Annotated in this window: 15 protein-coding genes and 2 tRNA genes; 7 read left to right on the forward strand and 10 right to left on the reverse strand. The window is 67.0% G+C overall.

All coding sequences use genetic code 11. The features are described 5' to 3' along the window. Nucleotides 1-24: 24 nt before the first annotated feature. The 4 genes from WNM05_RS16595 to WNM05_RS16610 all read right to left on the reverse strand — a co-directional run bounded on the left by WNM05_RS16595 (nucleotide 25) and on the right by WNM05_RS16610 (nucleotide 3,457). Nucleotides 25-1,542 carry a tyrosinase family protein gene (locus tag WNM05_RS16595; RefSeq protein WP_434628900.1) on the reverse strand — a complete coding sequence of 506 codons (1,518 nt, stop codon included), beginning with the start codon at nucleotides 1,540-1,542 and terminating at the stop codon, nucleotides 25-27. 505 nt (nucleotides 1,543-2,047) lie between these two features. Then, nucleotides 2,048-2,138 (reverse strand) — tRNA-Ser (locus WNM05_RS16600). Between the two features lie 52 nt (nucleotides 2,139-2,190). Then, nucleotides 2,191-2,281, reverse strand: a tRNA-Ser gene (locus tag WNM05_RS16605). Nucleotides 2,282-2,329: 48 nt separating this feature from the next. Next, complete coding sequence (locus WNM05_RS16610) at nucleotides 2,330-3,457, reverse strand: GNAT family N-acetyltransferase (protein WP_434628902.1); 1,128 nt, start codon at nucleotides 3,455-3,457, stop codon at nucleotides 2,330-2,332. A gap of 129 nt (nucleotides 3,458-3,586) precedes the next feature. Here WNM05_RS16610 and WNM05_RS16615 point away from each other — a divergent pair, with 129 nt between their 5' ends. The 3 genes from WNM05_RS16615 to lolA all read left to right on the forward strand — a co-directional run bounded on the left by WNM05_RS16615 (nucleotide 3,587) and on the right by lolA (nucleotide 7,119). Then, entirely contained in the window at nucleotides 3,587-5,179 is a 1,593-nt protein-coding gene (locus tag WNM05_RS16615; RefSeq protein ID WP_434628904.1) for an NAD+ synthase, read from the forward strand. A gap of 114 nt (nucleotides 5,180-5,293) precedes the next feature. Then, nucleotides 5,294-6,412, forward strand: coding sequence for a hypothetical protein (locus tag WNM05_RS16620; RefSeq protein WP_434628906.1), 1,119 nt, complete (start codon nucleotides 5,294-5,296; stop codon nucleotides 6,410-6,412). A gap of 86 nt (nucleotides 6,413-6,498) precedes the next feature. Next, nucleotides 6,499-7,119 carry an outer membrane lipoprotein chaperone LolA gene (lolA, locus tag WNM05_RS16625; RefSeq protein WP_434628908.1) on the forward strand — a complete coding sequence of 207 codons (621 nt, stop codon included), beginning with the start codon at nucleotides 6,499-6,501 and terminating at the stop codon, nucleotides 7,117-7,119. Between the two features lie 52 nt (nucleotides 7,120-7,171). Here lolA and WNM05_RS16630 read toward each other — a convergent pair whose 3' ends face one another. From WNM05_RS16630 to hrcA, 6 genes are all read right to left on the reverse strand, one after another. Further along, the gene (locus WNM05_RS16630; protein ID WP_434628910.1) at nucleotides 7,172-7,972 is read right to left on the reverse strand and encodes a methyltransferase domain-containing protein; all 801 of its coding nucleotides are present in this window, start codon (nucleotides 7,970-7,972) and stop codon (nucleotides 7,172-7,174) included. A gap of 270 nt (nucleotides 7,973-8,242) precedes the next feature. Next, the gene (gene recR / locus WNM05_RS16635) at nucleotides 8,243-8,839 is read right to left on the reverse strand and encodes a recombination mediator RecR (RefSeq protein ID WP_434628912.1); all 597 of its coding nucleotides are present in this window, start codon (nucleotides 8,837-8,839) and stop codon (nucleotides 8,243-8,245) included. Between the two features lie 127 nt (nucleotides 8,840-8,966). Beyond that, nucleotides 8,967-9,293 (reverse strand): YbaB/EbfC family nucleoid-associated protein, encoded by a 327-nt coding sequence (locus WNM05_RS16640; protein ID WP_434628914.1) that lies wholly within the window; start codon nucleotides 9,291-9,293, stop codon nucleotides 8,967-8,969. 5 nt (nucleotides 9,294-9,298) lie between these two features. Next, nucleotides 9,299-11,221: a DNA polymerase III subunit gamma/tau gene (gene dnaX / locus WNM05_RS16645; RefSeq protein ID WP_434628916.1), complete on the reverse strand. Its 1,923-nt coding sequence runs from the start codon at nucleotides 11,219-11,221 to the stop codon at nucleotides 9,299-9,301. A 94-nt stretch (nucleotides 11,222-11,315) separates the two neighbouring features. Next, nucleotides 11,316-12,359, reverse strand: coding sequence for a lytic murein transglycosylase B (gene mltB, locus WNM05_RS16650; RefSeq protein ID WP_434628918.1), 1,044 nt, complete (start codon nucleotides 12,357-12,359; stop codon nucleotides 11,316-11,318). 46 nt (nucleotides 12,360-12,405) lie between these two features. Further along, nucleotides 12,406-13,425: a heat-inducible transcriptional repressor HrcA gene (gene hrcA, locus WNM05_RS16655; RefSeq protein ID WP_434628920.1), complete on the reverse strand. Its 1,020-nt coding sequence runs from the start codon at nucleotides 13,423-13,425 to the stop codon at nucleotides 12,406-12,408. Between the two features lie 158 nt (nucleotides 13,426-13,583). Between hrcA and recA the strand changes: the two genes are divergently transcribed. From recA to alaS, 4 genes are all read left to right on the forward strand, one after another. Continuing rightward, entirely contained in the window at nucleotides 13,584-14,636 is a 1,053-nt protein-coding gene (gene recA, locus WNM05_RS16660; RefSeq protein ID WP_434628922.1) for a recombinase RecA, read from the forward strand. Next, complete coding sequence (gene recX, locus WNM05_RS16665; protein ID WP_434628924.1) at nucleotides 14,636-15,094, forward strand: recombination regulator RecX; 459 nt, start codon at nucleotides 14,636-14,638, stop codon at nucleotides 15,092-15,094. Before recA ends, recX begins: the two co-directional genes overlap by 1 nt. A 3-nt stretch (nucleotides 15,095-15,097) precedes the next feature. Beyond that, complete coding sequence (locus tag WNM05_RS16670; RefSeq protein ID WP_434628926.1) at nucleotides 15,098-15,556, forward strand: SRPBCC family protein; 459 nt, start codon at nucleotides 15,098-15,100, stop codon at nucleotides 15,554-15,556. A gap of 63 nt (nucleotides 15,557-15,619) precedes the next feature. Next, nucleotides 15,620-18,253 carry an alanine--tRNA ligase gene (alaS, locus tag WNM05_RS16675; RefSeq protein ID WP_434628928.1) on the forward strand — a complete coding sequence of 878 codons (2,634 nt, stop codon included), beginning with the start codon at nucleotides 15,620-15,622 and terminating at the stop codon, nucleotides 18,251-18,253. Nucleotides 18,254-18,352: the final 99 nt, after the last annotated feature.

Genomic DNA, 18,352 nt, shown 5'->3' on the forward strand with positions numbered 1-18,352 from the left:
GAACGCCGGCCGCGCCGCGTCGCCTCACGATGCAACCAGCGCTATCTTGTCTATCGAAGGCATCGCCTCGTCGTTGCCGGAAGAGGCGGTGGGCACCAGGGTGACGCGGGGCTCGCCGCCGCCCTTCTGCAGCCAGGCCCGCGTCTCCGCCGTCAGCAGGAAACTGAACGCCTTCTTGTCCGGGGCGTTTCCTGCCGCTTCGCCGTCATGCTGGTGCGTTCCGGCCGCGCTGAAGAAGTTGATCTGGCCGACGAAGCCCGGTCCTCGCGCGTCGGCCGCCGGATCGGCCATGTCCCCGGCGTGGACATAGACATTGTAGACGCCGCTTACCGCGCCATGGGCGGACAGGCCTTCGAAACGCAGGAAGAGCTGGGACTGCTTGCCGAGCGCGCCCAGGCTGCTCGACAACATCTCGACCCGCGGCGCCGACGCGGACGTCGACTTCGCGTCGCCCAGGCTGACGGTGACCGGCGCGTTGCCCAGCCGGACCAGGTTCGCGGCCTCGGTCGCGAAGCTCTCCAGCCGCATCGCCAGCGGCACCTTGAGCGGCACCAGCTTGATCGGGAACGGCAGGCTGCCCGGCGGCCGCTTGACATAGCTCGAATAAGCGTCCTTCGGAAGCGACAGGAAGTTCTTGACGGTCCCGACCACCGCCGTCCCCGTCGGCGACGCGAAAACGAACTGCTGGTTGAGGAAGGGCGCGTCGGAAGGATTCTTGCCGCCGGCCAGGTTCCAGCTGGCCCAGATCCTGTCGATATTGCAATGGTGGATCCAGAAGATGGGATCGTTCGCCGCCCACGGCACCGACGCCATGCCCTCGCCGTTGCCGACGTCCACATGCAGCGCGCCGTGCGGATTCATGTCGGTGTTCGCGCAGAATCCGGCGTCGCCGGCGGAGCCGGAATACAGATTCGACTTCATGCAGTCCAGCGTCAGCATCCCTCCGGGCCCCAGCGTGACGTTCTTGCCGGCATTGGTGTCGGGCCAGCGGGTCGCGCGGTACAAGGGTCCCCAGACAGGATCGCCCGGCTGCCGAAACTCGACGGGCAGCACCTGCTGGGCAGGATCGGTGTAGTCCCAGTACGGCAGCGTGAAATCGTGCCGGCCGGAAACCTGCCGGATGATGTCCTCGAAATAGGTGATGAACATCCGGTGCCACGGCAGGAAGAAATCCTCGCGCTGCCCCGAGCTGTGGGCCTGACAGGTGTCCCACATCTTTTCCGCCAGCGTCCGGTTCGCCGACGGCGACGGATACACCCGGTTCAGCTCCTGCAGCTTGGTCCGGTCGGCCCGCACGAAGTGGGTGTACCACTGGAATATCCAGTTCAGCGGATTGCCCTCCGGATACAGCGCGGGATCCATCATCTTCTTGACTGCTCCCGCGTAGATTTGCAGCATCGCCTTGCCCTGCGGACTGGCGACGTTGTAACGGGTACCCCGGCTCAGACGGATCAGCCTGGCCCAAACCGGCTCGGACAAGGCCAGGCTGCCGAAAACGACGGCTCCGCCCTGCAGCAATTGACGGCGATTCAATTTGGACATGTTTCCTCCCAGATTCGGCTCATGGTCATGGAACGCTTCCCGCACGCGATCCCGCCTGAACGCGGCACGCGTGGGAAAGGAAGATGCGCTCGCAAAGATGCGATGCCGAAGGACGGACCGGGAACCGCCGACGAAAACCCGCAGAGCGCCTGAACGAAGGCGCACCGACTCCGGCGGCGCAAGCAGCGCGGCAAGGAGGGGCGGCGCGGGAGCGGAGGTTTTGTCGATGGCGCCAAGCGCCGAGATTAGTTCACATACGCATTGTCTTTGTCAGGCATTATCCTGATTAGATGTTATCTGCCGGCCATACAATCCGGAGCAACACGTATAAAACCAGCAAACACGACCAACTATCCGGTCATCCGATGGAGAAACGGGCACGCAAACGCCCCGGCGCATTTCTCGCGACCGGATATCGGGAACATCGGGAATAAAAAGCGCGGTCGCGCCGGATTTCAATCGGCGCAAATGCGAAAAGCCCCGAATCATTCGGGGCTTTTCAATTTGGCGGAGAGGGGGGGATTCGAACCCCCGTTAGGCTATTAACCTAAACACGCTTTCCAGGCGTGCGACTTAAACCACTCATCCACCTCTCCGGAGGTGTCTTGCTGAACTGCCGGAACCGCCAGGCGATTCCGTAATGAATTCTGGCGGAGAGGGGGGGATTCGAACCCCCGTTAGGCTATTAACCTAAACACGCTTTCCAGGCGTGCGACTTAAACCACTCATCCACCTCTCCAGACTCCGCGGCCGGTTTCGGTCACAGAGGCTGCGCAGTATATAAGCCCTACTCTTCCGGTGCAAGTGTTTTGTAAGCGGAATGCGAAAACAGCTGATCCATGTAATCGCTGACACCCTCCCTCTCCCGCCGGAGCCAGCCGGCGATGGCGTCGCGGAAACGGAGGTCGGCGATATAGTGGGCCGAAACCGTGCGCTCCGGCTCGAAACCGCGCGCCAGCTTGTGCTCTCCCTGGGCCCCGCCCTCGAAGCTTCGCAGCCGCTTCGCGATCGCGTATTCCAGCCCCTGGTAGTAGCACAGCTCGAAATGCAGGCAGGACACCTCTTCCAGCGCGCCCCAGTAACGGCCGTACAGCGTGTCGCCGTCGACCACGCACAGGCTGGCGGCGATGTCGCGCCCGCCGGCGCTGGCGACGAACATCACGCAGTGCCCGGCCAGCCGGTCGCCTATCCGCCGGAAGAAATCCAGATTCAGATACGGCGAGGAACGGTGCTCCAGATAGGTCTGACGATAGCAGCGGTCGAACAGCCGCCAATCGCCGTCGCCGATTTCGGCGCCGGCCAGCGTCCTCACCTCGACGCCGGCCTCCGCGACCCGGCGGCGCTCCTGCCGTATCTTCTTGCGCTTGTCGCGGCTCAGCGTGGCCAGGAAGTCGTCGAAACCGGCATAGCCCCGGTTGCGCCAGTGGAACTGCGTCCCGTCGCGCAGCAGCCAGCCGGCCTCCTCCAATCGCGCAGCCTCTTCCGCCGTGGGAAACAGCACATGGGCCGACGACAGGCCGTTGTCGTCGACCAGCTGCCTCAGGCCGGCGATCAGCTGCGCCTGCGCGTCCGCGCCGCCCAGCAGCCGGCTGCCGGTCACCGGCGTGAACGGCGAGGCCACGACCAGCTTCGGGTAATACTGCAGTCCGGCGCGGGCATAGGCCTCGGACCAGGCCCAGTCGAACACGTACTCGCCGCGGTTGTGCTGCTTCAGGTAGGCCGGCGCCAGCGCCTCGGCCCGGCCGTCGCGCTCAAGCGCCAGCGGCAGCGGCCGCCAGCCGGTCGCGCCGCCGACGCAGCCGGTCTCCTCCAGCGCCGTCAGCCACTCGCGGCCGACGAACACGCCCGCGCCCTCCCCGTCCGGCCACGCAGGCCGCGCGATGGAGGCCACCCCGTCATACAATTGCAGTTGCAACGCTTTTCCTTTCTGAAAGCCCGTTCACCGTCTTTTTGCGGAAGCCGAGGACAAAAAGACTTTGAACAGGCTCCGGCAGCCATCTTCAGGTAAAATCGGACGATCAAGAATCATCGGTGTCTCCTCAAGATGCGTATCGCTCTCGCGCAGTTCAACCCCGTCGTCGGCGACATCGCCGGCAATGCCCAGAAAATCGTCGCGCTGGCCCAGGAGGCCATGGCCCGCGGCGCCGACATCCTGCTGACGCCGGAACTGGCGCTGACCGGCTACAGCCCGGAAGACCTGCTGCTGCGCGAAAGCTTCTACCGCGAAGTGGCGCGCGGCCTGGACCTGATCGAGCAGCTGGACGGCATCACCGTCGTCGTCGGCCACCCGGCCCGGATAGGCGGCGAGCGATTCAACGCCGCCACCGTGCTGCGCGACGGCAACCGGCTGGGCCAGTATCACAAGATGCTGCTGCCCAATTATGAAGTATTCGACGAATGCCGCTACTTCACGCCGGGCGCCGCGCCGCTGGTGTTCGAGCAGGACGGCGTCAAGGTCGGCGTGCTGATCTGCGAGGACGCCTGGCAGCTGGAACCGGCGGCCGAGGCCGCCGACGCCGGCGCCGAGCTGCTGCTGAGCCTGAACGCCTCGCCGTTCCACCGCGACAAGATCGAGACCCGCCACCAGGTGATGCGCTACCGCGTCGAGGAGACCGGCCTGCCGCTGGCCTACGCCAACCTCACCGGCGGCCAGGACGAACTGGTCTTCGACGGCGCTTCCTTCGCGCTGGACAAGAGCGGCGCCGTGGCGGCCCAGGCCGCCGCCTACGACGACGAGCTGCTGCTGGTCGATTTCGTCGACGGCGATTTCCGGCCCGGCAGTCGCGCCGCGCTGCCCGGCGCGCTGGAAAGCGTCTACCGCACGCTGGTCGTCGGCGTCCGCGACTACATAGGCAAGAACGGCTTCCCCGGCGCGCTGCTGGGCCTGTCCGGCGGCATAGACTCGGCGCTGACGCTGGCGGTGGCGGTGGACGCGCTGGGCGCCGACAAGGTTCACGCGGTGATGATGCCGTCGCGCTACACCGCGGACATCTCGGTGGCCGACAGCCGCGACATGATAGAGCGCCTCGGCGTGCAGTACGACGAGATCGAGATCTGGGCCATGTACGAGAGCTTCATGGCCGCGCTGGCGCCGTCGTTCCAGGGCCTGGAGGCGGACACCACCGAGGAGAACCTGCAGGCACGCATCCGCGGCACGTTGTTGATGGCGCTGTCGAACAAGAACGGCAAGCTGGTGCTGACCACCGGCAACAAGTCCGAAATGACCACCGGCTACTGCACACTGTACGGCGACATGGCCGGCGGCTTCGCCGTGCTGAAGGACGTGGCCAAGACCCTGGTGTTCGAGCTGTGCCGCTGGCGCAACACGGTGTCCGACGTGATTCCGGAGCGCATCATCACCCGCCCGCCGTCGGCCGAGCTGCGTCCGGACCAGAAGGACCAGGACAGCCTGCCGCCGTACGAGGTGCTGGACGCCATCATGACGCGCTATGTCGAGGACAACCAGTCGGCGGCCGACATCGTCGCCGCCGGCTACGCCGAGGCCGATGTCGCCCGCGTCGTGCGGCTGCTGAAGATCAACGAATACAAGCGCCGCCAGGCGCCGGTCGGTCCGCGCGTCACCCAGCGCGGCTTCGGCAAGGACTGGCGCTACCCGATCACCAATCGCTTCAGCTGAGCCGGACGCGCGGCCGGAAAGTCAATGGAATGATTATTCCGGCCGAGATAAAATAATGGAATAACAAGACCGGCATCGTCGCCCGTCCATCATCAGATCCACACAGGAAAAACAATGACTCGCTTGAAACTGACGGCCGCCGCCGCGCTCTGCTCCGTCGCCCTGCTGTCCGGCTGCGCCACGCCGCTGGCCGGCAAGCCGGCCGACGAGGCCACCCGCAAGGTCATGATCCAGAACTGGCAGAATGCCAGCTACAATATCGACGGCCAGTTCGGCTTCAATCAGCTCAGCTTCCACGACAGCGCCTCCGAGCTGAAGCTGGGCCAGACCGCCGACACCATAGACCAGGTCGCCCGTTCGATACACCTGAACCTCAGCGGCGCCGTCGACGCCCCGAGCGGCAAGGTCGAGCTGATTCCTGAGCTGCGCTTCGAGCGCCGCAACCTGCTGGCCAGCATCAAGGTGCCGATGCAGTTCCGCGCCCAGGACATGTCGCTGCTGGTCGACCCGTCCGCCGTCGATCTGGCCCTGCCGTCGCTGCGCAAGCACCCGGGCCAGTTCGTCCGGGCCAAGCTGCCGGCCGAAGTCGCCGCCAAGATTCCGCTGAAGCAAATGTACCAGGCGATGCCGCAGATCATCGACCAGGCCTACGCCCAGCTGGACAAGAAAGCCTTCAGCTTCGAACCGCTGGACGCCTACGCCGACGAAGTCGGCGCCCGCTACAAGCTGCGGATGACGCTGGACAAGCCGCAGGAGCAACAGCTGACGATGCAGATCCTCGAAGGCCTGGCCAAGGTCGCCCACGACCAGGTGAAGCCGCCGGAGGAGAAATCCGACGCCGAATCGATGATCCGCCTGGTACAGGAACTGATGAAGCTGGCCCCGGCCGCCTCGGCATCCAACCAGACCGTCAGCGACCTCTACGTCAGCCGCGGCGGCGACCTGCTGGCCGTCCGCCAGAACATCCGGATGAGCTCCGACGAATTCAGCGCCGACGCCTACCTGAACCTGCGCTACAGCCATCTGGGCAAACCGCAGTTCGTCTACAACCCGGCCGAAAGCGACATCATCGACTACGACAAGCTGGAACTGCCGGATTGGCTGAAGGGCGACGACAAGGCGCCGGCCGCCTCGGCCGACGCCGCCGAACCGGCCCCGGCCGCGCAGGCCGCCCCGCAGCCTGCCAAGAAGCCGGCGGCCAAGAAGAAAAAGCGCAAGGCGCGCGCGCAATGACGATGACGCCCGGCCTGAACCGGCCGGGCCGATGCGCTGTCATACCGTTTTCGACTGCGGGCCGCGCGCCCGCAAGGACACCCCGCATGAAATCGATTCACTTGGCGCTCTGCGCCGCCGCTGTCGCCTGCGGCCTGGCCGCGCCGGCCCAGGCCTCCGCCATCGCCCAGCTGAAGGCCTTCGTCGCCGGCAGCAAGACGCTGGCCGCCGACTTCAGCCAGACCGTCACCAGCAAGAACAAGCGCGAGGAAGCCAGCGGACGGCTGGAGATCTCCCGCCCGGGCAAGTTCCGCTGGGAGTACACCAAGCCGTACGCGCAGCTGATCGTCGGCGACGGCAAGACGCTGTGGATCTACGACCAGGATCTGGCCCAGGCGACGCGCAAGGCGCAGGGCGCAGCGCTGGGCTCCAGCCCGGCGGCGCTCTTGGCCGGCAGCAACGAGATCGAACGCAGCTACAAGCTGAACGAGGCCGGCAAGCAGGGCGACATCGAATGGCTGGCCGCCAGCCCGAAAAAGCAGGACAACACCTTCAGCGCCATCCGCATGGGCTTCCGGGACAACGCGCTGGTCGAGATGGAGCTGACCGATAGCTTCGGCAACGACACCCGCATCCGCTTCGGCAAGCCGCAGCAGAACGTCAGCCTGCCGGCGTCCCGCTTCGCCTTCACGCCGCCGAAGGGCGTCGACATCGTCAGCGGCGACTGAGCGCCCCGCCGCGAAAAAGCCCGCCAGCGTCCCGGCGGGCTTTTTTTGCGCCTCAGCCCGGCTTGACCGCCCAGGTCGCGATGAAGGTGGGCAGATAGCGGTCGATCAGGAAGCGCGGCCGCGGCTGCCAGTCCTCGTGGAAGCCGGCGATCAGCAGGCCGGCCGCCGCCTGCCCGCCTATCAGCTCGGCCAGGCTGTGGCCGAAGACCAGCGCCTCGCCCCGCTCGCGCTTCGCCGCCAGCGCCTCGGCCGGCAGATGCTCGAGATCGGAGTACGGAATCGAGAAGCGCGGCCGGATCAGCCCCCGCTCCAGCAGCGCCGGGTCGCGGTCGGCGACGAAGACCGCCGGATGGTAGAAGCTGGCCAGCAGCCGCCCGCCCGGCCGCAAAGCGCGGAAGCACTCTCGCCACACCGGCGCCACGTCCGGCACGTACAGATTGGAGATCGGATGGAACACGCAATCGAAGCTCGCGTCGGCGAAGCGCGACAGATCGCGCATATCGCCGTGCTCCAGCCTCAGCGCCAGGCCTTCGCGCTCGGCCACCTCGCGGTCGCGCGCCAGCTGTTCGCTTGACGCGTCCAGCACCGTCACCCGCGCGCCTGCCGCCGCGAGCAGCGGCGCCTGCTGGCCGCCGCCGCCGGCCAGGCACAGGATATCCAGGCCACGCGCGTCGTCGAGCCAGCCGGCCGGCAGCGGTCCGGGCGTCAGTCGGGCCAGCACCCGGCCCCGCCTGGCCTCGGCGATCTCGGCGGCACCCACCGGCCGCGACCACTCGCAATCGGCGGCGGCCTGGCGGTCCCAGGCAGCCTGGTTGTAATGGAAAACATCGTGTTGTTGAACGGCATCGGCCATCTTGCACTTCCTTCGGAAAAGGGAAATCAACGCCGACGCGCGCGCTGCGCGGAAACCGCCCATGCCGGGCTCAGACGATACGGGAAGACGGTCGGGAACGGATTGTCGAAAACAAGCAATGCGCACGCTCGCACGCGCCGGACGGCGGAACGAATCGGGGATGCGGTGGGCATCCGGGCATCACTTGTTCATTTCGACAGGACTCCTGAGGATGAAACGGGACGGGAAGAGCCGATTCTAGCGAAACGGCCATGACAAGACAATGCCGGCCTACACGCCGCGGCGCTCGTACACCGCTTGCGCCAGCGTGCCCAGATCGACGTACTCCAGCTCGCCGCCGACCGGCATGCCGCGCGCGATCCGCGTCACGGCAAGGCCGCGGTCCTTGAACAGCTCGCTGAGCATGTGGGCGGTGACCTCGCCCTCGGCGGTGAAGTTGGTGGCGATCACCACCTCGCCCACCCGGCCGTCCAGCGCCCGCGTCAGCAGCTTGTCCAGATGCAGGTCCTTCGGACCGATATTGTCCAGCGGCGAAATCCGCCCCATCAGCACGAAATACAGGCCGTCGAAGCATTTGGCCTGCTCCAGCATCATCAGGTCGGCCGGCATCTCCACGATGCACAGCAGGTCCTGACGGCGCGCCTCGTCGGCGCAGATCGGACACAGCTCGGCCTCGCTGAAGGTATTGCAACGCTGGCAATGGGTCAGCTGGGTCAGCGCCTTGTCCAGCGCGCGCGCCAGCTTGTCGGCGCCTTTCTTGTCGCGCTGCAGCAGATGGAAGGCCATGCGCTGGGCGGTTTTCGGCCCCACGCCGGGCAGCACCTTCAGGGCGGCGATCAATTGTTCCAGCGCGGGGGGATTCTTCATCGACACGGGATCAACCTGCAGGCAAAACAGCGTCTCGGGACGCGGATGGGAAATTCGGCGCGACGCCGCGGCATGCCATGCCGGCAGCCGTCGCGCCGAAGAAAAAGGCCCGTCGCCGGGCCTGGGGTCAGAACGGGAGCTTCATCCCGGCCGGCAGGTTCAGGCCATTGGTGAAGCCGGACATCCGCTCCTGGGTCGTGGCCTCGACCTTGCGCACCGCGTCGTTGAACGCGGCGGCGATCAGGTCTTCCAGCATTTCCTTGTCGTCCAGCACGCTGTCGTCGATGGCGACGCGCTTGACGTCGTGCGAACAAGTCATCGTGACCTTGACCATGCCGGCGCCGGATTGGCCCTCCACTTCAACCTTGGCCAGCTCGTCCTGGGCCTTTTTCATGTTTTCCTGCATTTGCTGGGCCTGCTTCATCAGGCCGGCGATTCCTGCTTTACCGAACATCGCGGTCACTCCTGTACGGGTTGAATGGTCTCGATGAGCAGCGTGGCGCCGAATTCGCGCACCATCTGCTGCACCACCGGATCGTTTTGCATGCATTCTCGGGCGACGGCCAGCTGCTCCTGGCGCAGCCTGGCGTCGGTCATCGCCGGGGTTTCCATCCCCAGCTCCTCCACCGTCACCGTCAAATCCACCGGATGGCCGAAACGTTCGGCCAGCGCGGCTTTCAATTTTTCCTGGTAATCGCGTCCGCTCATATGGCGGAAGCTCTCAGGCACCGCCAGTTCCAGCCGCTGCTGGCTCCAGCGCTTCAGCACGGCATTGTGGGCCAGCATCCGCGCCGCGCCGAGCTTGGCGCCCAGGTCGGCCACCAGCCGCTGCCAGTCGCCGTCGAAGCTGTAGGCGACGGCCGCGGACGGCTCGTCCTCCAGCGGAGGCTGCTGCGCGTAGGCCGGCATCGCGTCGTCGTCGGACCACGGCGCGTCGACGGGCTCCTCGTCGTCGCGCTCGTCCTCCTCGTCCCGGGCCGCTGCTTCGGGCCGGGCCTGGACCGGCGCCGCTTGCGGCGCGGGCCGGGACTCGGGCCGCGGCGCCGGGACAGGCTCGGCGGCCGTCGCCCCGGGCGCGGGCTCGGGTTCCGGCTCGGCGGCCGGGACAGGTTCCGCCGCGCGGGGCTTGCCCTGCGGCTGCGCGCCCAGGCCGGCGGCCTGCAGCGCGCGCGCCGCCGGCGACATGCCCCGCTGCGCCGGCACCGAGGCGCTGGCGACCGACGCGACCGATGCCGACGCCGGACGCGGCTGGACCGGCGCGGAGGCGCGCGCAGGCGCGGCGCTCTCCGCCGGCGCCCTGGCCGGATGGAAGGCCAGCATCCGCAGCAGCGTCATATTGAAGCCGGCGTGCTCGTCCGGCGCCAGCGCCAGGTCCTTGCGGCCGTGGATGGCGATCTGGTAGTACAGCTGCACGTCCTGCGGCGCGATCGCGTCGGCCAGCGCGACTATCGTGTCGCGCTCCGGCTCGTCGTCGGCCAGCGCCGTCGGCACCGTCTGCGCCAGCGCCAGCTGCTGCAGCAGCACCGCCAGTTCGGACAAGGCCGAATCGAAGCTGACGCCGCGCTCGGCCAGGCTGTCGGCCTCGGCCATCAACGCCGCGCCGTCGGCGGCGGACAGCGCCTGCAGCAACGTGAACAGGTAGCGGCGGTCCACCGCGCCCAGCATCGCGCGCACGCCGTCTTCCCTGACCTCGCCGAGACCGTAGGCGATGGCCTGGTCCAGCAACGACTGCGCGTCGCGCATCGAGCCGGACGCGGCGCGGCCCAGCAGCGCCAGCGCCGGCGCCTCGTAATGGATGCCCTCGACGTCCAGCATGTGGGCCAGATGGGTCGACACCTGCTGCGGCGTCATATTGCGCAAGGAAAACTGCAGGCAGCGGGACAGCACCGTCACCGGCACCTTCTGCGGGTCGGTGGTGGCCAGGATGAACTTGACGTGGGCCGGCGGCTCCTCCAGCGTCTTCAGCATCGCGTTGAACGCGCTTTTCGACAGCATGTGCACTTCGTCGATGATATAGACCTTGAAACGGCCCATCGTCGGCGCGTACTGGGCGTTCTCCAGCACCTCGCGGATATTGTCGATGCCGGTGTTGGACGCGGCGTCTATCTCCAGCAGATCGACGAAGCGGCCGGTATCGATCTGGCGGCAGGCCTGGCACTCGCCGCAGGGCTCGGCCGTGGTGCCGGTCTCGCAGTTCAGGCTCTTGGCCAGGATGCGGGCGATGGTGGTCTTGCCGACGCCCCGGGTGCCGGTCAGCAGATAGGCGTGATGCAGCCGCGCCTCCTTGAGGGCGTTGCTGAGGGCGCGGACCACGTGTTCCTGGCCGACCAGGTCGGCGAAACGCTTCGGGCGCCACTTGCGGGCAAGGACTTGATAGCTCATGGGGGCGGATTTTAATGGCAATTGCCGCGCAAGGCGACAGGTTTCACCGGCGCGGCCGCGGGGCGGCGCCGGTGTCGGGTGCGGCCGCTGCCGCCTACAGACCGGCCGAGGCCGGCTCCGGCCGCTGCGCCAGCGCCGCGTAGTAGCGTTGGCGCACCTGGCCGGCGATTTCCTGCACCGCCTTGGCGTACAGCGTGCTGCGGTTGTAGCGGGTGATCGCGTAGAAGTTGTTCAGGCCCAGCCAGTACTCGGTGACGCCGGGCGAAGTCTCCAGCGAAAACAGCACCGCCGGCACGTCGTCGGCCAGCGGCGCCTGCGGCGCCACGCCCATCTTGCGCAAGTCGCCGACCGTGTAGTGCAGCTTGAATTTGTCGGCCAGCAGCTTGTCGACGTCGGCGCCCGGCGCGACGCTGGCCGGGGCGACGATGTCGTCGCCGTGCCGCCAGCCGTGCAGCTGGAAGTAGTTGGCGACGCTGCCTATCGCGTCGTGAGGATTGTTCCAGATGTCGCGGTGGCCGCTGCCGTCGAAGTCCACCGCCCATTTGCGGTAGCTGGACGGCATGAACTGCGGCAGGCCCATCGCGCCGGCGTAGGAGCCCTTCAGGGTCAGCGGGTCCTTGCCCTCCTCCTTGGCCAGAAGCAGGAACTGGGTCAGCTCGCCGCGGAAGTACTCGGCGCGGCGCGGGTAGTCGAAGCCTATCGTCGACAGCGAATCCACCAGGCGGAAGCTGCCGGTGTTGCGGCCGTAATGGGTCTCGACGCCGAGGATGGCGACGATCAGCTCCGGCGCCACGCCGTACTGGCGCTCGGCGCGCGCGAGCGCGTCGGCGTTGGCCTGCCAGAAGGCCACGCCGTCGACGATCAGCCTGTCGTTGACGGTGGACGCGCGGAACTGGTACCACGGCCGCGACGTAGACGGCTTGTCCAGGATGCGGATGATGTTGGGCTTCAATTCGACATTGGCGAACACCGCCTCCAGCTCGGGGCGGCTGAACCGGCCGCCGGCCACCTGCTCGTCGATGTAGCGCTGCACGTCGGGGCGGCCGAGAAAGGCCGCGTCGGCCAGCGCCGGCTGGGAGGAGAAGGCCAGGGCGGCCAGGACGGCCGCGCCGGCCAGTTTCGGAATACGGTTCATCATTGTGGTCGTTCTCTTGTCGGAATGTCTGGATGGAGCGGCCGCGGACTCAATCGCGGAAGGACAGCGCGTTGCCGACCAGCCTCGCGGTGATGTCGACGATGGGAATCACCCGCTCGTAGGCCATGCGGGTCGGGCCGACCACGCCCAGCGTGCCGACCACCTGGCCGTTGATGCAATAGGGGGCGGTCACCACCGAGCATTCGTCCAGCGTCATGACTCCAGACTCCTCGCCGATGAAAATGTTCACGCCCTGCGCCGCCCGCCCCTGGGCCAGCAGCTTCAACAACTCGGTCTTGCGTTCGAACACGCCGAACAGCTCCCTGAGCCGCGACAGGTCGTCGGACAGGTCGTGCACCTGGAACAGCCGCGAACCGCCGCTGACCACCACGTCCTCGCTGCGCTGCGCCAGCGTCTGCCGGCCAAGCTTGACCGCCGCCGCCATCAATTCGGAGATGTCGCCCTGCAACTGCCTGAGCTCGCCCTCCACGCGCGCCGCGACGGCGCTCAGCGCCTGGCCGCTGTAATGCTGGTTGATGAAATTGCCGGCCTCGACCAGCTCGGACGGCGTGTAGTCGCGCTCGGTCACCAGCAGGTGGTTCTGCACGTCGCCGTCCAGCGTCACCAGTATCATCAGCACCCGCCGTTCGGACAGGCGCAGGAATTCTATCTGGCGGAAGGCGACGTCGCTGCGCTGCGGCGTCAGCACCACGCCGGCGAAGCTGGTCAGCTCGGACAGCAGCGACGACGCCGCCTGCGCGATGCGCTGCGGGCTGTCCGGCTGCAGATTGGCCTCCAGTTCGTGGCGCGACAGCTCGTCCAGCGGCCGTATCGTCAGCAGCCTGTCGACGAAGAGCCGATAGCCGCGCGCGGTGGGAATCCGGCCGGCCGAGGTGTGCGGCGAGGCGATCAGCCCCATGTTTTCCAGGTCGGCCAGCACATTACGCACCGTGGCCGACGACAGCTCCACCCCCGGCAGCAGCGACAGGGTCTTCGAGGCGACCGGCTGACCGTCGGCGATATAGCGTTCGATCAGCGTCTTCAGCAGATGTTGGGCGCGTTCGTTCATCATGTCCCCATTGTACACATCCTTCACCGCTCCAAAAGGGGGCGTGGCGCGGCTTTACGACCATGGCACGAAAACGGCGGCCGCAAGCTGCTGTTCGACCTCTGGTTTTCTGCGATAATCGCCCCCATCATTGGTCCGAACACCCCATTGGAGACAGCATGGCTTCCGAAGACAAGAGCAAGGCGCTGGCCGCGGCCCTGGCCCAGATTGAAAAGCAGTTTGGCAAGGGCTCGATCATGCGGATGAGCGACAACCAGATCACCGAAAACCTGCAAGTGATCTCCACCGGTTCGCTGAGCCTGGACCTGGCGCTGGGTGTCGGCGGCCTGCCGCGCGGCCGCGTGGTCGAGATCTACGGTCCGGAATCGTCCGGCAAGACCACGCTGTGTCTGCAGGTGGTGGCCGAGGCGCAGAAGCTGGGCGGCACCTGCGCCTACATCGACGCCGAAAACGCGTTGGACCCGGTCTACGCGCAGAAGCTGGGCGTCAACGTCGAAGACCTGCTGATCTCGCAGCCGGACACCGGCGAGCAGGCGCTGGAAATCTGCGACATGCTGGTGCGCTCCAGCGGCGTCGACGTCATCGTCGTCGACTCGGTCGCCGCGCTGGTGCCGAAGGCTGAAATCGAGGGCGAGATGGGCGACAGCCACGTCGGCCTGCAGGCCCGCCTGATGAGCCAGGCGCTGCGCAAGCTGACCGGCAACATCAAGCGCACCAACACGCTGGTGATCTTCATCAACCAGATCCGGATGAAGATCGGCGTGATGTTCGGCAACCCGGAAACCACCACCGGCGGCAACGCGCTGAAGTTCTACGCCTCGGTGCGCCTGGACATCCGCCGCACCGGCGGCATCAAGAAGGGCGAGGAAGTCGTCGGCAACGACACCCGCGTCAAGGTCGTGAAGAACAAGGTCTCGCCGCCGTTCCGCCAGGCCGATTTCGAAATCCTGTACGGCGAGGGCATCTCCCGTCCGGGCGAAATCATCGAACTGGGCGTCAAGCACGGCTTCATCGACAAGTCCGGCGCCTGGTACGCGTACAACGGCCAGAAGATTGGCCAGGGCAAGGACAACACCCGCGAGTGGCTGAAGGCCAATCCGGCGATCGCCGAGGAGATCGAGCGCAAGATCCGCGAAGCGGTCGGCGTGAAGATCGAGATCAACGAAAGCCAGGGCGACGAAGAGTTCGCCGACGACGCCTTCGACGCCTGATGGCGGCGGAAGGCAAAAGCCTGAAGGCGCGGGCCGCCGAACTGCTGTCCCGCCGGGAATACACCCGGCGGGAACTGGTTCGGCGGCTCGCGCCTTTTGCCGACAGCGAAGAAGAACTGAACGCCGCGCTGGACGAGCTGGCCGCCGCCGACTGGCAATCCGACGAACGCTTCGCCCGCCAGTTCACGGCGAGCAAGGGCGCCAAGTTCGGCAGCCGGCGGCTCGCGCAGGAAATGCGCCAGCGCGGCGTCGCCGACGACTCGATACGCGAGGCGCTGTCCGGACAGGACGACCTGGCCAGCGCCCGCGAGCAATGGCGCAAGAAGTTCGGCCGGCTGCCGGCCGACGCGGCGGAAAAGGCCAAACAGTACCGTTTCCTGGCGCAGCGCGGCTTTCCGGCCGACGTGATACGCCGGGTGCTGGCAGGCGGCGCGGACGACGACTTCTACGAGGACTGAGCCATGGCAACGCGCAGCATCGCCACCGAGATCGACATCGCCGCCAGCCCGGAGCGGGTGTGGCAGGTGCTGAGCGACTGGCGGCGCTACCCGGAGTGGAACCCGTTCATCGTCGGGCTGCACGGCCGCCACGAGACAGGCGCCAGCCTGGTGGCCACCGTCCACCCGCCGGGCGGCCGCCATCTGACCTTCCGGCCGCGGCTCAGCGAATTCTCCGCCGGCAGCCTGATGGCCTGGCGCGGCAAATGGCTGCTTCCCGGCCTGCTCGACGGCGAGCACCGCTTCCGGCTGGAAGCGCTGGACGACGGCGGCACCCGCCTCCATCACGACGAGGATTTCTCCGGCCTCCTGCTGCCTTTGATCGGCGACCGGCTGCTGGAATGCGCCCGCCGGGGCTTCCTGCAGATGAACCAGGCGCTGAAGCGGCGCTGCGAAGCGCTTGCCAGCCAGGCCCCGGCTTGACACAATCGACGGATTCGTCCCGGCACGGCGCCCGGACCAGATTTTGAAAATTGACCGAAAATCATGAAAACCTCTGAAATTCGCAAGAAATTCCTGGATTTCTTCGCCTCCAAAGGCCACCAGGTAGTTCCCTCCAGCAGCCTGATCCCCGGCAACGACCCGACGCTGATGTTCACCGTCGCCGGCATGGTGCAGTTCAAGGACGTGTTCCTGGGCTTCGAGAAGCGCGACTACACCCGCGCCACCACCAGCCAGAAATGTCTGCGCGCCGGCGGCAAGCACAACGACCTGGAAAACGTCGGCTACACCGCGCGCCACCACACCTTCTTCGAAATGCTGGGCAACTTCAGCTTCGGCGACTACTTCAAGCGCGACGCCATCACCTTCGCCTGGGAATTCCTGACCGGCGACGAGTGGCTGGCGCTGCCGAAGGACAAGCTGATGGTGACGGTCTACGCCACCGACGACGAGGCGTACGACATCTGGCACAAGACCGTAGGCGTGCCGGCCGACAAGATCGTCCGCATCGGCGACAACAAGGGGGCGCCGTACGCGTCCGACAACTTCTGGACCATGGGCGACACCGGCCCCTGCGGCCCGTGCACCGAGATCTTCTTCGACCACGGCCCGTCGGTCGCCGGCGGCCCGCCGGGCAGCCCGGACGAGGACGGCGACCGCTTCATGGAGATCTGGAACAACGTCTTCATGCAGTTCAACCGCGACGAAGCCGGCACGCTGCACCCGCTGCCCAAGCCGTCGGTCGACACCGGCATGGGCCTGGAGCGCCTGTCCACCGTGCTGCAGAACGTCAAGTCCAACTACGAGACCGACGCGCTGGCCTGTCTGGTGCGCGCCGCCGCCCGTGAAACCGGCGTCGAATACAGCCAGGACGTGCCGTCGCTGAAAGTGATCGCCGACCACATACGCGCCTGCTCCTTCATGGTGGCCGACGGCATCCTGCCGTCCAACGAGGGCCGCGGCTACGTGCTGCGCCGCATCGCCCGCCGCGCGATCCGCCACGGCTACAAGCTGGGCCAGAAGGGCCTGTTCTTCCACAAGATCGTCGCCGACCTGGTCGCCGAGATGGGCGAGGCCTATCCGGACCTGCGCGAGAAGCAGGCGCATATCGAGGACGCGCTGCGCGCCGAGGAGATCAAGTTCGCCGAGACGCTGGAAATCGGCATGGGCCTGGTGGACTCCGCGCTGGAAGGCGGCAAGAAGTCGCTGGACGGCGATACCATCTTCAAGCTGTACGACACCTTCGGCTTCCCGGTGGACCTGACCGCCGACATCTGCCGCGAACGCGACATCCACGCCGACCTGGAAGGCTTCGAGCGCGCGATGGAGGCCCAGCGCGAGCGCGGCCGCGCCGGCTCCAACTTCAAGATGAGCGGCAAGATCGCCTACGACGGCGCCGACACCCGCTTCCACGGCTACGACGACAGCAGCGTCGACGCCAAGGTCCTGGCGCTGTACAAGGGCACCGAGCCGGTCGACAGCCTGTCCGCCGGCGACGAGGGCATCGTCGTGCTCGACCACACCGCCTTCTACGCGGAAGGCGGCGGCCAGGTCGGCGATGTCGGCGAAATCTCCGCGGCCGGCGGTCTGGACGCGCTGTTCGACGTGGCCGACACCCAGAAAATCCAGGGTGCTGCCTTCGGCCACAAGGGCAAACTGGCCCGCGGCGCGCTGAAGGTCGGCGACGCCGTCACCGCCACCATCGACCTGCACCAGCGGCTGGCCAGCGCCCGCAACCACTCGGCCACCCACCTGCTGCACGCGGCGCTGCGCCGCGTGCTGGGCCCCCACGTGGTGCAGAAGGGCTCGCTGGTCAATCCGGAGCGCACCCGCTTCGACTTCGCCCACGGCGAAGCCGTCACCGCCGAGCAGATCGCCGAGCTGGAGCGCGTGGTCAACCACGTGATCGCCGCCAACTACGAGGTCAAGGCCGAGCTGATGGGCATGGAGGCCGCGCAGAAGTCCGGCGCGATGATGCTGTTCGGCGAGAAGTACGGCGACGAGGTCCGCGTGCTGACGATGGGCGACTTCTCCGCCGAGCTGTGCGGCGGCACCCACGTCAAGCGCACCGGCGACATCGGCCTGTTCAAGATCGTCGCCGAGGGCGGCGTGGCCGCCGGCGTGCGCCGGATCGAAGCGGTGACCGGCGAAGGCGCGCTGGCCCACGTCCAGGCCCAGGACGCGCTGATCAAGGAAGCCGCCGCCGCGCTGAAGGCGCAGAGCAGCGACGAGGTGATCGCCAAGATCGCCGCGCTGCAGGACGGCGCCAAGGCGCTGGAGAAGGAACTGGCCAAGCTGAAGGGCCAGTTGGCCGCCTCCGCCGGCGACAGCCTGGCCGATGCCGCCGCCGACATCAACGGCGTCAAGGTGCTGGCAGCCGAGCTGCCGGGCGCCGACAACACCGCGCTGCGCGAAACGCTGGACAAGCTGAAGGACAAGCTGGGCTCCGCCGCCATCGTGCTGGCCGCCAGAGGCGACGGCAAGGTGGCGCTGGTCGCCGGCGTCACCGCCGACCTGACCGGCAAGCTGAAGGCCGGCGAGCTGGTCAACTTCGTCGCCCAGCAAGTCGGCGGCAAGGGCGGCGGCCGTCCGGACATGGCCCAGGCCGGCGGCACCCAGCCGGAAAACCTGGACGCCGCGCTGCAAGGCGTGCAAGCCTGGGTGGCCGGCAAGCTGTAAACCGCCCGCTGTTGCGCAGAACAAACGGCCGCATGGAGTCCATGTGGCCGTTTTTCATATGTTCATGATTTTTCATTACACTCGACGACGGCCCATCCT

This window comes from Chromobacterium sp. CV08, from assembly GCF_051129845.1.
Taxonomy (GTDB): Bacteria; Pseudomonadota; Gammaproteobacteria; order Burkholderiales; family Chromobacteriaceae; genus Chromobacterium.

Bases quoted from the DNA above. Each gene is read 5' to 3' on its own strand.
- WNM05_RS16595 (WP_434628900.1), bottom strand. From the start codon at position 1,542: ATGTCCAAATTGAATCGCCGTCAATTGCTGCAGGGCGGAGCCGTCGTT.
- WNM05_RS16615 (WP_434628904.1), top strand. From the start codon at position 3,587: ATGCGTATCGCTCTCGCGCAGTTCAACCCCGTCGTCGGCGACATCGCC.
- WNM05_RS16620 (WP_434628906.1), top strand. From the start codon at position 5,294: ATGACTCGCTTGAAACTGACGGCCGCCGCCGCGCTCTGCTCCGTCGCC.
- lolA (WP_434628908.1), top strand. From the start codon at position 6,499: ATGAAATCGATTCACTTGGCGCTCTGCGCCGCCGCTGTCGCCTGCGGC.
- WNM05_RS16630 (WP_434628910.1), bottom strand. From the start codon at position 7,972: ATGGCCGATGCCGTTCAACAACACGATGTTTTCCATTACAACCAGGCT.
- recR (WP_434628912.1), bottom strand. From the start codon at position 8,839: ATGAAGAATCCCCCCGCGCTGGAACAATTGATCGCCGCCCTGAAGGTG.
- WNM05_RS16640 (WP_434628914.1), bottom strand. From the start codon at position 9,293: ATGTTCGGTAAAGCAGGAATCGCCGGCCTGATGAAGCAGGCCCAGCAA.
- dnaX (WP_434628916.1), bottom strand. From the start codon at position 11,221: ATGAGCTATCAAGTCCTTGCCCGCAAGTGGCGCCCGAAGCGTTTCGCC.
- mltB (WP_434628918.1), bottom strand. From the start codon at position 12,359: ATGATGAACCGTATTCCGAAACTGGCCGGCGCGGCCGTCCTGGCCGCC.
- hrcA (WP_434628920.1), bottom strand. From the start codon at position 13,425: ATGAACGAACGCGCCCAACATCTGCTGAAGACGCTGATCGAACGCTAT.
- recA (WP_434628922.1), top strand. From the start codon at position 13,584: ATGGCTTCCGAAGACAAGAGCAAGGCGCTGGCCGCGGCCCTGGCCCAG.
- recX (WP_434628924.1), top strand. From the start codon at position 14,636: ATGGCGGCGGAAGGCAAAAGCCTGAAGGCGCGGGCCGCCGAACTGCTG.
- WNM05_RS16670 (WP_434628926.1), top strand. From the start codon at position 15,098: ATGGCAACGCGCAGCATCGCCACCGAGATCGACATCGCCGCCAGCCCG.
- alaS (WP_434628928.1), top strand. From the start codon at position 15,620: ATGAAAACCTCTGAAATTCGCAAGAAATTCCTGGATTTCTTCGCCTCC.